This window comes from Limnobaculum eriocheiris (assembly GCF_021010575.1).
Lineage (GTDB): Bacteria > Pseudomonadota > Gammaproteobacteria > Enterobacterales > Enterobacteriaceae > Limnobaculum > Limnobaculum eriocheiris.
Genome location: NZ_JAJNAG010000061.1, coordinates 1 through 15,178, shown reverse-complemented (window position 1 = coordinate 15,178; position 15,178 = coordinate 1). Strand labels below are relative to the sequence as shown.

13 protein-coding genes and 1 pseudogene are annotated in these 15,178 nt (G+C 48.3%); 7 read left to right on the top strand and 7 right to left on the bottom strand.

What is annotated here, in order from left to right; genetic code table 11:
• Positions 1 to 72, bottom strand: a 72-nt coding sequence (locus LPW36_RS16455) for an IS1 family transposase (RefSeq protein ID WP_338085959.1), incomplete at its 3' end; no start/stop codon positions are given.
• A gap of 459 nt (positions 73 to 531) precedes the next feature.
• Here LPW36_RS16455 and LPW36_RS16450 point away from each other — a divergent pair.
• From LPW36_RS16450 to ftsP, 7 genes are all read left to right on the top strand, one after another.
• Complete coding sequence (locus LPW36_RS16450) at positions 532 to 957, top strand: DUF1249 family protein (protein ID WP_230611563.1); 426 nt, start codon at positions 532 to 534, stop codon at positions 955 to 957.
• Positions 958 to 1,007: 50 nt separating this feature from the next.
• Complete coding sequence (gene cpdA / locus LPW36_RS16445; RefSeq protein ID WP_230611561.1) at positions 1,008 to 1,835, top strand: 3',5'-cyclic-AMP phosphodiesterase; 828 nt, start codon at positions 1,008 to 1,010, stop codon at positions 1,833 to 1,835.
• Positions 1,835 to 2,416: an esterase YqiA gene (gene yqiA / locus LPW36_RS16440; RefSeq protein WP_230611559.1), complete on the top strand. Its 582-nt coding sequence runs from the start codon at positions 1,835 to 1,837 to the stop codon at positions 2,414 to 2,416. The genes cpdA and yqiA overlap by 1 nt, the downstream gene beginning before the upstream one ends.
• A gap of 101 nt (positions 2,417 to 2,517) precedes the next feature.
• Entirely contained in the window at positions 2,518 to 4,407 is a 1,890-nt protein-coding gene (parE, locus tag LPW36_RS16435) for a DNA topoisomerase IV subunit B (RefSeq protein ID WP_230611558.1), read from the top strand.
• Positions 4,408 to 4,478: 71 nt separating this feature from the next.
• Positions 4,479 to 6,755 carry a DNA topoisomerase IV subunit A gene (parC, locus tag LPW36_RS16430; RefSeq protein ID WP_230611557.1) on the top strand — a complete coding sequence of 759 codons (2,277 nt, stop codon included), beginning with the start codon at positions 4,479 to 4,481 and terminating at the stop codon, positions 6,753 to 6,755.
• A 264-nt stretch (positions 6,756 to 7,019) separates the two neighbouring features.
• Positions 7,020 to 7,760, top strand: a complete 741-nt coding sequence (locus LPW36_RS16425; RefSeq protein ID WP_230611555.1) for a 1-acylglycerol-3-phosphate O-acyltransferase — start codon at positions 7,020 to 7,022, stop codon at positions 7,758 to 7,760.
• 229 nt (positions 7,761 to 7,989) lie between these two features.
• A complete protein-coding gene (ftsP, locus tag LPW36_RS16420; protein ID WP_230611565.1) occupies positions 7,990 to 9,402 on the top strand; it encodes a cell division protein FtsP in 1,413 nt (470 codons plus the stop codon).
• Positions 9,403 to 9,688: 286 nt separating this feature from the next.
• Here the strand turns inward: ftsP and LPW36_RS16415 are convergent, their stop codons facing one another.
• The 6 genes and pseudogenes from LPW36_RS16415 to LPW36_RS16390 all read right to left on the bottom strand — a co-directional run.
• On the bottom strand, positions 9,689 to 10,816 hold the full coding sequence (locus LPW36_RS16415; protein WP_268991780.1) for an ABC transporter permease: 1,128 nt from the start codon (positions 10,814 to 10,816) through the stop codon (positions 9,689 to 9,691).
• A gap of 3 nt (positions 10,817 to 10,819) precedes the next feature.
• A complete protein-coding gene (locus LPW36_RS16410; RefSeq protein WP_420844808.1) occupies positions 10,820 to 11,974 on the bottom strand; it encodes an ABC transporter permease in 1,155 nt (384 codons plus the stop codon).
• Positions 11,967 to 13,721, bottom strand: a complete 1,755-nt coding sequence (locus tag LPW36_RS16405; RefSeq protein WP_230611553.1) for an ATP-binding cassette domain-containing protein — start codon at positions 13,719 to 13,721, stop codon at positions 11,967 to 11,969. The genes LPW36_RS16410 and LPW36_RS16405 overlap by 8 nt, the downstream gene beginning before the upstream one ends.
• Before the next feature lie 9 nt (positions 13,722 to 13,730).
• Positions 13,731 to 14,717, bottom strand: a complete 987-nt coding sequence (gene hlyD, locus LPW36_RS16400) for a secretion protein HlyD (protein ID WP_230611552.1) — start codon at positions 14,715 to 14,717, stop codon at positions 13,731 to 13,733.
• A 209-nt stretch (positions 14,718 to 14,926) separates the two neighbouring features.
• Positions 14,927 to 15,055: pseudogene (locus LPW36_RS16395) on the bottom strand (DoxX family protein); the annotation flags it as partial.
• 17 nt (positions 15,056 to 15,072) lie between these two features.
• Positions 15,073 to 15,178 (bottom strand): IS1 family transposase (locus LPW36_RS16390; protein ID WP_230609480.1); only part of this gene is annotated, 106 nt, incomplete at its 5' end.

Genomic DNA, 15,178 nt, shown 5'->3' with positions numbered 1-15,178 from the left:
GGTGGAATGACCGTTTCGGATCACATCACTCGTTTCAGAACAGCGGGGACAAACTACATCAATCTTTGCCATCAATCATCCAAAGGGCGAAGAATACCACAACACTAAATATGCGTCACGACCCAATTTTACTTTCTATTCCAGAAAAGCGAATGACCAAATTATTAGTTACAGGCTGATTTCCGGAGGAAGTGATATGAAAGGTTTTTATTGTGAGGTTAATTACGAACATATTTAACCATAATATTATTGTGGCTATAGGGATGTAACACCGCAGTATTTTCCGTAAATGTCATCAATATATTATGCCTGATAAATTCCAGGCATATTTAGTTGAACAAGATAAACTTTTATTCTCTTCTTCTTTTAGCTTTCCTGATTAATTGATTCTTTATTTCCGGGTGGTTCCTGAATAATAATAGGCCGTCAGATATGAGACCACCGTATAGAATAATTGTGCTGATAAATATGGCGTTAAAAGCGAGTAATAGATTAGCTTTGTATGATAAAAAGAACCATGGGCAGGATGAAATGAAAAAGAAATATATACCTGATTTTCCTGCCATGATGCGCTTAACGGAAGTCAATTATGCTCAATTGCGTCGCCTGATCCCCCGTGATGACACGCCTGGAAGTCAGGTGGAACTACAGGTTGCCGGGGCGGTATATCGTATAGAAACTCTGGAATCTACCCGTTACACCTCCTATGTCTCTATTAAGCAAGTTTTTCCTAAAGTTAGTTACTGGAGTATGCCCTGCCTGAATGTACGGCTTTATCATGATGCGTTAGTTGCAGAAGTGTGTTCCAGTCAACAGATCTTTAGATTTAAAGCAAGTTATGATTATCCCAATAAAAAATTGCACCAGCGTGACGAAAAACACCAAATTAATCAGTTTTTAGCGGACTGGTTGCGCTTTTGTCTGATGAGAGGAACAATGTCTGTTCCTATTTGTTAAACACTTAGAAAGCAGGAGCTTACTAACTTAAGCCTTTTGAAGGAAATCTCTTGGAAAGCCTTTTTCAACTCCCTTTAGCGCGTGGGTCTAAAGTGAGAGTTTTACAGATTACTGATACCCACTTATTTGCTGGCGCTGATGAAACACTTTTAGGTATAAACACCCTGAAAAGTTATCAGGCCGTCTTACGTGCAATCGCCGAAAGGGGGCACGATTACGATTTAATCGTAGCGACGGGTGATTTGGCTCAGGATCGCTCTTTTGCCGCATATGAACGTTTTACCACCGGCATTGCGACGTTACCTGCACCTTGTGTATGGCTGCCGGGGAACCATGATTTCCAGCCGGCGATGGTTGATGCCATGGCAGCGGCACAGATCCTTCCTTCAAAACAGGTACTGCCTGGCGAAGACTGGTACGTAATTTTACTGGATAGCCAGGTATTAGGCGTACCTCATGGTGAGCTGAGTGAATATCAGCTGAACTGGCTCGATCGTTCACTCACACAGTACAGCGATCGCCATGCTTTGATTTTGCTCCACCACCATCCTCACTCTTCGGGTTGTACCTGGCTGGATCAACACAGCCTGCGTAATGCCCATATGTTAGCGGAAGTGCTCGACAGACATCCTCAGGCTAAAACATTGCTGTGTGGACACATTCATCAGGATCTCGATCTTGACTGGAATGGCCGACGGGTTTTGGCATCACCTTCTACTTGCGTGCAATTTAAACCCCACTGTACTAACTTTACTATTGATGACTTAGCGCCCGGCTGGCGTTATCTCGATCTCTATTCTGATGGTTCCATTGAAACTACGGTGTGCCGCCTTGAAGGTGATGTATTCCGCCCTGACATGAACTCGGATGGTTATTGATGACGACTCTGCTCTATATACATGGATTTAATAGTTCGCCTCAGTCTGTTAAAGCCGTTAATTTTAAGCATTGGCTGGCGGAACATCATCCGCACATTGAGATGTTGCTTCCGCAGATACCGCCCTCTCCGGCGGACGCGGCAGAACTACTGGAGCAAATAGTTCTGGATCGTGTGGGAGAACCACTGGGAATTGTCGGTTCCTCGTTGGGGGGCTATTATGCTACCTGGCTATCCCAATGTTTTATGTTGCCTGCGGTGGTGGTGAATCCGGTGGTGAAACCATTTGAGTGGTTGCAGGAATATATCGGAGAGCATCAGAATCCCTACACCGGACAGCAATATGTGATAGAGTCACGTCACGTTTATGACCTCAAAGTCATGCAGATAGAACCACTGGAGTCTCCGGACCTGTTGTGGCTACTGCAACAGACTGGAGATGAAGTGCTTGATTACCGTCAGGCGATTACTTACTACACCTCCTGTCGGCAAACGGTGGAGTCCGGTGGAAACCACAGTTTTGCCAACTTTGATCTCTATTTTTCCCCGATTGTTGATTTTTTAGGGCTTGCTGCGGCTTAATAAATAGCTTAGGCCTGCCATACTATGGAAGGTTAGCCGGTTTACACTGATAATAAACAATGATCGTTTTTATGCCCTGAAACTTATCCAGAAACCAAACAATGAGCCAATCCAGTTATAACGCTGATTCCATTGAGGTGCTCAGCGGCCTTGAACCAGTACGACGCCGTCCCGGCATGTACACCGATACTTCTCGTCCGAATCATCTCGGGCAGGAAGTTATTGATAACAGCGTTGATGAGGCGTTAGCCGGTCACGCGAGTAAAATTGAAGTTATTTTGTATGAAGACCAGTCGCTGGAAGTGATCGACGACGGCCGCGGTATGCCTGTCGATATTCACCCTGAGGAAGGGGTAACGGCGATTGAGCTTATCATGTGTCGTTTACACGCCGGTGGTAAGTTCTCTAACAAAAACTATCAGTTTTCCGGTGGTCTGCACGGAGTAGGTATTTCAGTGGTTAACGCCCTGTCTACCCGTGTAGAGGTGACGGTACGTCGCGATGCACAGGTATACAGCATCATATTTGAAAACGGCGATAAAGTGCAGGATCTGACGGTGGTCGGTACCTGTGGTCGTCGTAATACCGGTACCAGCGTTCACTTTTGGCCGGACTCCAGCTTTTTTGACAGCCCAAGATTTTCTGTCTCCCGTTTGGTGCACGTGTTAAAGGCGAAAGCCGTTCTTTGTCCCGGCGTTGAGATTATTTTTACCGATAAGGTGAATGGTACCGAGCAGCGCTGGTGCTATCAGGATGGTTTAACCGATTACCTGATGGAAGCGGTTAACGGCCTGATAACGTTACCGGAAAAACCTTTTGTCGGTGCTTTTGCCGGTGATACGGAAGCCGTAGACTGGGCGCTGTTATGGCTGCCGGAAGGCGGTGAAGTCCTGAATGAAAGCTACGTAAACCTGATTCCAACCATGCAGGGGGGGACGCATGTTAACGGCTTGCGTCAGGGCTTGCTGGATGCGATGCGTGAATTCTGTGAATTCCGCAATTTGCTGCCGCGTGGCGTTAAGCTCAGTGCGGAAGATATCTGGGACCGCTGTGCTTATGTTCTTTCCCTGAAAATGCAGGATCCGCAGTTTGCGGGCCAGACCAAAGAGCGTTTATCGTCTCGTCAGAGTTCTGCCTTTGTTTCCGGCATTATTAAAGATGCCTTCAGCCTGTGGCTGAACCAGAACGTACAGGCTGCAGAACAGTTGGCCGAACTGGCTATTTCCAGCGCCCAGCAGCGTATGCGCGCAGCGAAAAAGGTGGTGCGGAAAAAACTGGTCAGCGGGCCAGCACTGCCTGGTAAACTCGCCGATTGTTCATCACAAGATTTAAGCGTGACGGAACTGTTTCTGGTGGAAGGGGATTCTGCGGGCGGTTCTGCCAAACAGGCGCGTAGCCGTGAATTCCAGGCGATTATGCCGCTAAAAGGTAAGATTCTGAATACCTGGGAAGTCTCTTCCGATGAGGTGTTGGCTTCGCAGGAGATCCACGATATTTCGGTGGCGATTGGTATCGACCCGGACAGTGACGATCTCAGCCAACTGCGTTACGGCAAAGTATGTATTCTGGCGGATGCGGACTCAGATGGTTTGCATATTGCCACCCTGATTTGTGCTCTGTTTGTTCGCCATTTCCGTAAGATGGTGGAAGAGGGGCACGTCTATGTGGCGATGCCGCCACTGTACCGCATCGATCTGGGCAAAGAGGTTTACTACGCGCTGGATGAGCAGGAAAAAGAGGGTGTGCTGGAGCAGCTAAAACGCAAGAAAGGCAAACCAAACGTACAGCGTTTTAAAGGGCTGGGTGAAATGAACCCGCTACAGCTGCGAGAAACCACGATGGATCCAAATACCCGTCGTCTGGTTCAGCTAACCCTTGAAGACAGCGAAACCACCATGGCCTTGATGGATATGCTGTTAGCGAAGAAACGTTCAGAAGATCGCCGTAACTGGTTACAGGAAAAGGGCGATCGTGTGGAACTTGATGTTTAATATCGGTATCTGAACCCCGTTTTTGTTTAGCCAAAGCTTTAAAGGAAAACGGGAAAGGAAAGAGTAATTCTATGAGTGATATAACTCACGACGGTGTGGAACAGCAGCCGCTCCACCAGTTTACTGAGAATGCGTACCTTAACTACTCCATGTACGTCATTATGGATCGCGCATTGCCGTTTATTGGCGATGGGCTGAAGCCGGTACAGCGTCGTATTGTTTATGCAATGTCTGAGCTGGGGCTGAATGCCGCAGCTAAATTTAAGAAATCGGCGCGTACCGTGGGTGATGTGCTGGGTAAATACCATCCTCACGGCGACAGTGCCTGTTATGAAGCGATGGTATTAATGGCGCAGCCATTCTCCTATCGCTATCCGCTGGTAGACGGTCAGGGGAACTGGGGGGCACCGGACGATCCTAAATCGTTCGCCGCCATGCGTTATACTGAATCTCGCCTGTCCAAATATGCCGAGCTACTGTTGGGCGAGCTGGGACAGGGTACCGTAGACTACATACCAAACTTTGACGGCACCATGCAGGAGCCTAAAATGCTGCCTGCCCGCTTGCCGAACATCCTACTGAACGGGACAACGGGTATTGCGGTTGGTATGGCAACGGATATCCCTCCGCATAACGTGCGTGAAGTGGCTAATGCAGCGGTGATGCTGTTGGATAACCCTAACGCGACGCTGGATAACCTGATGACCGAAATTCAGGGTCCGGACTATCCGACGGAAGCTGAAATCATCACCTCGCAGGATGAAATCAAGAAGATTTACCAGACCGGTAAAGGCTCGATCCGTATGCGTGCCGTGTGGAAGAAAGAGGATGGCGATATTGTCATTACTGCACTTCCGCACCAAACCTCGGGTGCTAAGGTGATGGAGCAGATCGCCAGCCAGATGCGCGCTAAAAAGCTGCCAATGGTAGACGATCTGCGTGATGAATCCGATCATGAAAACCCAACCCGCCTGGTGTTAGTACCGCGTTCTAACCGCATCGATTTGGAACAGGTGATGAACCATCTGTTTGCCACTACCGATCTGGAAAAAAGCTACCGCGTTAACCTGAACATGCTGGGGCTGGATGGCCGTCCGGCGGTGAAAAATCTGGTTGAGATCCTTTCTGAGTGGCTGGTTTTCCGCCGGGATACCGTGGTTCGTCGTTTAAATCATCGTCTGGAACGTGTACTGAAGCGCCTACATATTTTGGATGGTTTGCTGGCTGCCTTCCTGAATATCGATGAAGTCATCGAAATTATTCGTACCGAAGATGAGCCAAAGCCGGTATTGATGCAGCGCTTTAGCATCAGTGATACTCAGGCGGAAGCGATTCTGGAACTGAAGCTGCGCCATCTTGCCAAACTGGAAGAGATGAAGATCCGCGGTGAGCAAGCCGAACTGGAAAAAGAGCGCGAACGCCTGCAAGGACTGTTAAGTTCCGACCGTAAACTGAGCTCTCTGATCAAGAAAGAGATCCTGGCTGATGCAGAAACCTATGGTGACGATCGTCGTTCACCGCTGGTAGTGCGTACCGAAGCTAAGGCTATGAGCGAACACGATTTTGTACCTTCTGAGCCGGTGACCATTGTACTTTCCGATATGGGATGGGTTCGTAGCGCCAAGGGGCATGATATTGAGCCATCAGGGTTGAGTTATCGTGCCGGTGACAGCTTTAAGGCTGCCGCTCGCGGTAAAAGTAATCAGCCGGTGGTGTTTATTGACTCCACCGGACGCAGCTATGCGCTGGATCCGTTAACCTTACCGTCGGCCCGTGGTCAGGGGGAGCCGCTAACCGGCAAACTAACGCCACCGCCGGGTGCAACGGTTGAACAGGTATTGATGCACGCTGACGATCAAAAACTACTGATGGCGTCGGATGCAGGATATGGCTTTATCTGTACCTTTGAAGATCTGGTAGCCCGCAACCGTAACGGTAAAGCGATGATTAGCCTGCCGGATAATGCCAAAGTGCTGACTCCGCTGGAAGTGAACAGTGAAGACGATCTGCTGTTAACCATTACTGCCGCTGGCAGAATGTTGCTGTTCCCGGTGGGGGATCTGCCGCAATTGTCGAAGGGTAAGGGTAACAAGATTATCTCCATTCCTTCGGCACAGGCCGCTTCAGGGGAAGACCGCATTGTTTATCTGTTTATCCTGACGGCGAAATCATCAGTGACGCTCCATGTGGGTAAACGTAAGCTGCAATTGCGTCCGGAAGATTTACAGAAATTCCGCGCAGAAAGAGGCCGTAAAGGAACATTGTTACCGCGAGGGTTACAACGCATCGATAATATTGATGTTGATACGCCTCCATCACCGACGGAAGAGACGCCGGTCACCGAGTGATTTGACGACGGATATTCCGGTAAAAATGCAGGCTGCTCTGTTTACAGAGCAGCCTGTTTCTTTTCTGTAATCATAGCGTTCCCTATAATGACAGGATACGGTAGGTTTCGTTTTGAATAGAGAGATATTGATCCGGCAAAAAGGGATCTTTTGTATCATGAGTGATTGAAATAAAATTGATTCTCTCAGTTAACTTATTATTGGAATCAGTGCGTTTTCTTTATAAGTCGGTATACTTATCGGCTATAAATGAAAGAGGTTTATATGCTAGTTATTCTGCGTGCTTTGATTGTTATTCCATTTTGTATTTTGGTCTGCCTGGGTGGCTCGTTATATTGTCTTTTTAGTCCACGTAACCCTCGTCATTCCTATACTTTCGGTCGACTGTTTGGTCGTCTGGCACCGGTATTTGGTTTAACCGTGGAAACTCGCATTAATCCGGTCATTAAAGCTGACGGAAACTGTATCTATATTGCCAACCACCAGAATAATTACGATATGGTTACGGCCGCGGCGGCGGTACAGCCAAGAACGGTGACGGTGGGCAAAAAGAGCCTGCTGTGGATCCCTTTCTTCGGTCCCTTCTATTGGTTGACTGGCAATATTTTGATTGATCGCAATAATAAAACCAAATCTCGCGGTACCATTTACCAAATTATCGATCAGATGAAAAAGCGGGATATCTCCGTGTGGATGTTCCCTGAAGGTACTCGCAGTAGAGGGCGGGGTTTACTGCCGTTCAAAACCGGTGCTTTTCATGCGGCTATTGCTGCTGGCGTACAGATTGTGCCGATTTGCGTTTCCACTACCAGCGGTAAGATAAAGCTTAACCGTTGGAATAATGGTCATGTGATTGTAGAGATGATGTCTCCTATTGATACCAGCAGTTATGATAAAGATCAGGTGCGGGAACTGGCGCAACACTGTCATGACATTATGACAGAAAAGCTGGCGCAGCTGGATCAGGAAGTTGCTGAACGCGAGGCCGTGGATCGCCAGCGTTAACAGCGTTTATCACTGTTATTAGTGATTTCGATGGTAGTGATTGCAATGTGGGTACTGGCGTTTATCTCCGGTGCAAACCTGGCGATCCTGCCATTTGTTTTGCATACGTGATACCAATATATTGGCGTAATGATTGTTACGCTGACAATTTAAAGCGGACCGGGATGGATCCCTTTTGCTGTTAGACACGAAGGTTGTTTTAATGGTCGTTAAGATTAATAACAAAATGATACCGATTAGTCGCCGCCGTTTGTTGCAGGCGACGGGGGCGGCGTTAGGTGCCAGCATGGTTTCTCCGGCATTTGCTACGGCGCCTCAGGCGGCATTACCGGTACCTCCTCTGTTGGAAACCCGTAAAGGGCAGCCGCTTTATCTCTCTTTGCAACGCGCCCACTGGGAGTTTGTCTCTGGTGCGCGGGTCAGTACTTTCGGATTTAATGGTCACTATTTAGGCCCTACGGTGCGGGTTCGCAATGGCGATGACGTTAAAATGGTGTACAGTAATCGCCTGAGCGATCCGGTTGCGGTAACGGTGAGTGGGCTTCAGGTTCCCGGCACGTTAATGGGAAATGCGGCGCGCATGATGTCACCGGGGGTGGACTGGTCGCCAATTATTCCTGTTCGCCAGCAGGCTGCAACCTGTTGGTATCATGCTATTACGCCAAATAAGATTGCTGCTGATATCTACAGTGGTTTGGCCGGTATGTGGATCATTGAAGATGATATTACGCGCGGTTTGGCGATTCCCAATCAGTATGGGGTTAATGATTTTCCGGTAATTTTGCAGGATAAGCACTTTAGCTCTTTTGGTCAGCCGGAATACTCTATCAGCGGCACCAATGAGTCCGGTTTCCTGGGTGATACGCTACTAACCAACGGCGTTAGCGGACCCTATGTTGAGGTTGGCCGCGGTTGGGTCAGATTACGTTTATTGAATGCCTCCAATTCCCGACGCTATACCCTGACGTTAAGTGATAATCGGCCTTTCAATCTGATTGCCAATGATACCGGTCTGTTAACGGCGCCGGTTGCTGTTTCTCAGTTGAATTTGGCTCCGGGTGAACGTCGGGAAGTATTGATCGATATGTCACAAGGGGAAGAGGTTTCTATTTCTGCCGGTCTTTCCGCTGGTGTTGTTGATAGACTACGCAGCTTCTTTGAGCCATCGAGCATTCTGAATTCATCTCTGGTGTTAACCATAAAACCGACGGGCTTGATGGCGTTGGTCACCGATAAGCTTCCTGCCAGCCTGAAACCGGTAGATGTATTAGATGGCAGTATTACCCGCTCGCGTGAATTTGTTTTGGGCGATGATATTCCGGGCATCAATGGCGCTATTTGGGATCCATTACGTATTGATACCAAAGTGAAATTAGGCACCTGGGAACGCTGGATTATTAGTTCGGCTAAACCTCAGCCATTCCATATTCAGGGCGCTTCATTCTTTGTCAGCTCTGTTAATGGGGCTAATCCTCCACTGGAGGACAGCGGCTGGAAAGATACCGTTTGGGTTGAAGGTAAAGTCGAACTGTTGGTGAAGTTTAACCAACCATCATCACCGCATTTCCCGTTTATGTACTATAGCCAGAATCTGGAGCTTGCCGATCGCGGGAATATCGGGCAGTTATTGGTAGAAGAGTAGGTTTGAACCAGGATTTTTCTTTTTAGACTTCTGATAGAGCTAATAGGAGGGAGAGACGGGCGTGGGGGTCGACTTGGCGTAAGCCAACGACAAACAGGCAAAGCCTGTTTGAACAGCGCTAGCGCTGGCCCGAAGGGCAAAACACCGAAGGTGTTTTGTAACAGTCCGTAGCCCGGCTAGGCCCGACTCGCTCCTTAGTTAAGTAAGATTGTTTTCCGACCGCTCTCGATATTGATTAGACCACATTGCTATTACGGTCGGAATATTCATTGAAACTGAGATAAACTTAACTAATCTTCCTCCTGAACATCCAATAAGCAATACTTCCTGTGGTCACGGTAATCACCAATAGCGGCCATAAACTTCCCCAGATAATTGAGAAATCGGCATCTTTCAGGTAAATCTGTTTGGTGATATCGGTGAAGTGGCGGATTGGATTAATCCAGGTGAGGTTCTGTAGCCATACCGGCATATTCTCTACCGGCGAGACATAGCCGGACAGTAAAATCGCTGGCATCATAAAGACAAATACACCAATAAATGCCTGTTGCTGTGTGGCGCATAGCGAAGAGATCAGCAGGCCAAACCCTACCAGCGACAGAGTATAAATCAGCATTGTGCTGTAAAACAGCATCAGCGATCCGGCGAAAGGGATCTGATAGAAGAAGATGCCAATGAGCAGCACAATAGAGGCCTGAAACATCGCCACAATCATGGCAGGAACGGCTTTACCGATAAATATTTGCCAGGTAGTCAGTGGTGAAACTAATAGCTGTTCCAGCGTTCCTTGCTCCCGCTCGCGTGCCACGGAAAGTGAGGTCACTATCAGTACGCCAATGGTGACAATCATGGCGATTAAGGATGGCACCACAAACCATTTATAATCCAGATTTGGGTTATACCAGTTGCGTATCACCAGTTGACTGTTGTTCTGTTTGGGCATTCCTGCGCTTAGCTCAGATTGATATTGCTTAACAATCTGCTGAATATAGTTGGCGGCAATTTGTGCGCTGTTAGAGCGTCGCCCATCAAGAATAATTTGCAGCGGTGTGTTTTGGCCCGATTCAATACGGCGGGAGAAATCCGCCGGGAAGCGTACCAGCAGCAGTGCTTTTTGCTGATTGATGGTGGGTTCAATTTCCTGCGAACCGTGCAGCAGTAATACATGACTAAAGGCTTTGGCTTTGGCAATGCGCTGGGTTAGTTCAATAGAGGCTTTACCATTATCCTCACTGTAGATAGCAATGCTGGCATTGGTGACCTCGAGCGTGGCGGCAAAGGGAAACAGAATCACCTGCATCAATACCGGTAATACCAGAATGGCCCGGGTTTGCGGATCGCGTAACAGTGACTGTAGCTCTTTGGCTATTAGCGACAGCATGCGGTGAAGTATGGTCAGGGTATCTCTGGTCATAGATTAGTCCAGCCGTCTTCTGGTTTTCAGCGCCGTTAGCCCAATAAAGAAAACCGCTGAGGCAATCAGAAACAGTAGGTTAATAAACAGGATAGGACCAATATTCCCGGCCAGAAACAGGGTTTGTAAAGTGCTGACAAAATAACGGGCGGGAATGATATAGGTTACCGCTCGCACCACTTCCGGCATGCTGTCGATTTCAAAGATAAAACCAGAGAGCATCACCGCCGGTAGGAAAGCCGCATTCAGCGCCACCATTGCGGCGTTAAACTGGTTGCGGGTTAAGGTGGATATCAATAGCCCCATACCGAGCGTACTGGCAAGAAACAGGCTGCTTATACCAAACAGAATGGTTAGCGAACCCCGATAGGGAACGTCCATAACCTCCACTGCCACCACCACACAGAGTGCCATGGCAATCATACCGAGGAAGTAGTAAGGAATGAGTTTGGATAGCAGCAACTCCCCTCGGGTTACCTGGGTTGAAAGTAGCGCTTCCATGGTGCCACGCTCCCATTCACGGGCGATCACCAGTGAGGTAAGAATGGCGCCAATTACCGTCATAATAATGGTAATGGCACCGGGGATAATAAAATTACGGCTGATGGCTGAAGGGTTAAACCAGTAACGTAACTGAACATCGATTAGCCCCTGAGGCGTTTCTCCACGGTCGATAGCCTGATTTCGCTGCCAGATTTGCCAGATACCTTCCGCATACCCCTGAGCAAAGTTGGCGGTATTGGGCTCGCTGCCATCGGTAATCACCTGAATGGGCGTGGTATCTTCCGGTCGTAATAGATGCTGTGAAAAATCCGAAGGAATCACCACTAAACCACGAATTTCACCGGCCTGAAGTTTGTGAATTAATTCTCGACGGTCGGTGCTGATGGTGGGATCAATATAGGCGGAACCAATAAAGGCGTCCACCAGATGGCGAGCTTCCGGGGATTGCTGCTCCATCAAAATGCCAACCTTTAATTTGCTGGAATCCAGATTGATACCATAACCAAAAATAAACAGTAGCATCAGTGGGATCACAAAGGCGATTAATCCGCTGCTGGGGTCCCGCAGAATTTGATAGGTCTCTTTACGGCACAGGGCGAACAGGCGACGCAGAGAGAAAAAGGTATTTGGCTTTTTAACCCGGGAATCACTCACTTTCGACCTCCCTGTCATAACCTAATACTAAATCAATAAACGCCTGTTCCATGGTGGGGTTAGGATTATCCACAGTGGCAACCTGCTGCTTAAGATCGTCGGGTGAACCGGCGGCAATAATTTTTCCCCGATAAACCAGACCAATACGGTCACAATACTCCGCCTCGTCCATAAAGTGAGTGGTTACCATCACCGTAACTCCTTTCTCTACCATGCCGTTAATATGCAGCCAAAACTCCCTGCGGGTAACGGGATCGACACCGGAAGTGGGTTCGTCGAGAAACAGAATATCTGGTTCATGCATCAGGGCGCAGGAGAGGGCCAGACGTTGCTTAAAACCAAGGGGTAAGGCATTGGGCTCTTGTTTAAGAATAGGGGTAAAGCTAAAAGCCTTGGTCATATCGGCCATCTTATTTTTCTGTTTCTCACCATACAGACCATAAGCACCGGAAAAAAACTTTAAATTTTGTTCGACGGTCAGATTGCCATACAGCGAGAATTTTTGCGCCATATACCCCAGCCGCTGACGTGCTTTACCTGAGCTGGTTTTCAGATCCATATTTAATACCAGCGCTTTTCCACTGGTGGGTACCAGCAAGCCACACATCATTTTAAAGGTCGTGGATTTACCCGCTCCGTTAGGGCCTAACAGACCAAATATTTCTCCCCGTTTCACCTGAAAGCTAACGTTATCCGTTGCGGCAAAACTGCCAAACTTTTTAGTCAGGGAGATGGCTTCGATCACGATTTCCTGAGGATTACTCTCAACGCTTGGCATTATTTGCCCCAGTGCGGACTCACTGGCCGGGTTTCCCCCCAATAAATCAATAAAGGCATCTTCAAATCGGGGTTCGGCTTCCTCCACCCGGGCTCCTGGCTGACCAAGCCATTCAGGCAGTTTGCTGTGATCCTCTCCTTCACGCAGAATCAGTCGAACCGATTTCCCCTGAATAACGCCGTCGCTAACCTGCGGTAAAGCTAACGCCTTCTGTAACATTTTTCGGTTGGTGCCCTGAGTGGCGGCAATCAGCACGCTTCTGCCCGCCATTCGTTGGGTTAGCTCTTGCGGTGGGCCGTTAAAAATCAACTCTCCCTCATTCATTAACAGAACCTGACGACATTGCTCTGCTTCATCCAGATAGGAGGTGCTCCACAGGATCAACATGCCTTCGTCCGCCAGCTCATGCACCATCTTCCACAATTCACGGCGGGAAATAGGGTCAACGCCAACACCGGGCTCATCCAGCAGCAGTACTTTTGGTTGACCTATTAATGTACAGGCCAGACCCAGCTTTTGTTTCATACCGCCGGAGAGCTTACCCGCCAGTCGGTCAGTAAAGTGGGAAAGGTCGGTGAAAGTTAACAGTTTCTCAAAGACGGCTTTACGCTCTTCCCCAATGACACCGCGCAGTTCTGCATACAGATTCAGGTTTTCTATCACCGACAGATCTTCATACAGACCAAACTTCTGTGGCATATAGCCTAAAACCGCATGCAGTTCCCTATCATCTTTAATAGGGTCAAGATCCACAACCTGAATGGTACCGGAGTCCGGTTTAAGCAAACCCGCCAACATGCGGATTAAGGTGGTTTTACCGGCGCCGTCTGGCCCGACTAACCCCATAACGGCACCGCTATCAATTTGTGTTGTCAGGCTGGCAACCGCAGGTTTAGCTAATCCTTTAAAGCTTTTCTCAACGTTATCCAAAACGATATGGTGGATATTGGTTGAGTCAGTATTACTCATGGCGTAGCCTTAATGAGCAGGAAAAGCGAGAGTGACAGGCATACCCTGACGTAAATTATCATCCGGATCGGAAACGATAATCCTCAGGCGATATACCAGATCGGTACGGAGTTCAGGGGTTTCAACACTTTTTGGCGTAAATTCTGCATTCGGAGAGACAAAGCCAATAGTGCCATGATATGGCTTATCCGGTCGTGCATCCGTATAGATTTCAAGCTCAGTACCGGGAACCGCTTTGGCCAGATTAACTTCGCTTACGTAGGCTCGCACCCATACCGGATGAGTTAATGACAGGCTGAATACCGTATTGCTGGCACTTAGCATACTGCCAGGCTCCAGAGCGCGGGTGAGAATGGTTCCTTCGGCAGGGGACAGCAAAGTGGTATCGGATAGATTTAATTCCGCCTGAGCTAAAGCCGCTTCGGCCTGAGACAGATTGGCTTTAGCCTCTGCAATTTCTTGTGGACGACTTCCGGTTTCAAACTGCGCCAGCTTATCTTTAGCAGATTGTAGGGTCGCTTTTGCCTGATCGCGGGCATTACGGGCGTCATCGAGAGTATTGGCGGAAACCGAGCGCGTCTTCCACAGCCCCAACTGCCGCTGATAGAAGTTTTCAGCATATTGATAAGCGGCCTGACTTTGCTCCACCGCGGCTTTAACCTGAGCTATCTCTTCTGCGCGATAGCCTTCCTGTATCAGCGCCAGACGGGATTTTAACGATTCAACATTGGCTTTGGCTTGCTGTAGTGCATTGATATAAGGGGCATCGTCCAGCCGCCCGAGAACCTGACCGGGTTTTACCCGATCGCCTTCATCAACGGTTAATGAAGCCAGGCGGCCTCCAACGCGGAAATTCAAATTTACCGTTCTGATATCAACATTACCGTACAGCGATAGCGATGAATTCTTGCTGTTGTTATAGCGATTCCATGAATAAAGGGCGGCAATGGCACAGAGGATGATGACAACGAACAGAAGGCGTTTTTTCCTGGACATAAGATGCTGGTTCCGTCTCGATTTTGGTTCGATTAACCATAGCGTTATGTCATTAACGTTAGCATAAACGAGTGGGGGTTATGAATGTATTTGAGATAAAACCTTATCAAAATGAGCTAATAAGCATATCGGCAGCGTAAAAGACAGGTCTGAATATTAAACTAGCCCGAATAGACAATTATTTATCCGGGCCAGAAATATTGAGGTGATTAGCGGTAATCAGGGCCTACGACAGAATAACGGCCGCTACCCAGTAACATGGTCACTATGGCTCCAAAGAAATAAAGCGCTTCAGTTTCCAGACCCCAGGCACCAACTTTGGTCAGCGTATAGAATTTTCGGTCGTGACGCAGATTTAGTGGTAATGATTGATCGTCAGATACCATCCGATGATCTTATCGTGCATTTCTTCTGACTTTGAGAAGCAGATAGTCTTGCGGGTCAACCGTTTAAGATGGGTT

Bases quoted from the DNA above. Each gene is read 5' to 3' on its own strand.
- LPW36_RS16450 (WP_230611563.1), top strand. From the start codon at position 532: ATGAAAAAGAAATATATACCTGATTTTCCTGCCATGATGCGCTTAACG.
- yqiA (WP_230611559.1), top strand. From the start codon at position 1,835: ATGACGACTCTGCTCTATATACATGGATTTAATAGTTCGCCTCAGTCT.
- parE (WP_230611558.1), top strand. From the start codon at position 2,518: ATGAGCCAATCCAGTTATAACGCTGATTCCATTGAGGTGCTCAGCGGC.
- parC (WP_230611557.1), top strand. From the start codon at position 4,479: ATGAGTGATATAACTCACGACGGTGTGGAACAGCAGCCGCTCCACCAG.
- LPW36_RS16425 (WP_230611555.1), top strand. From the start codon at position 7,020: ATGCTAGTTATTCTGCGTGCTTTGATTGTTATTCCATTTTGTATTTTG.
- LPW36_RS16415 (WP_268991780.1), bottom strand. From the start codon at position 10,816: ATGACCAGAGATACCCTGACCATACTTCACCGCATGCTGTCGCTAATA.
- LPW36_RS16405 (WP_230611553.1), bottom strand. From the start codon at position 13,721: ATGAGTAATACTGACTCAACCAATATCCACCATATCGTTTTGGATAAC.
- hlyD (WP_230611552.1), bottom strand. From the start codon at position 14,717: ATGTCCAGGAAAAAACGCCTTCTGTTCGTTGTCATCATCCTCTGTGCC.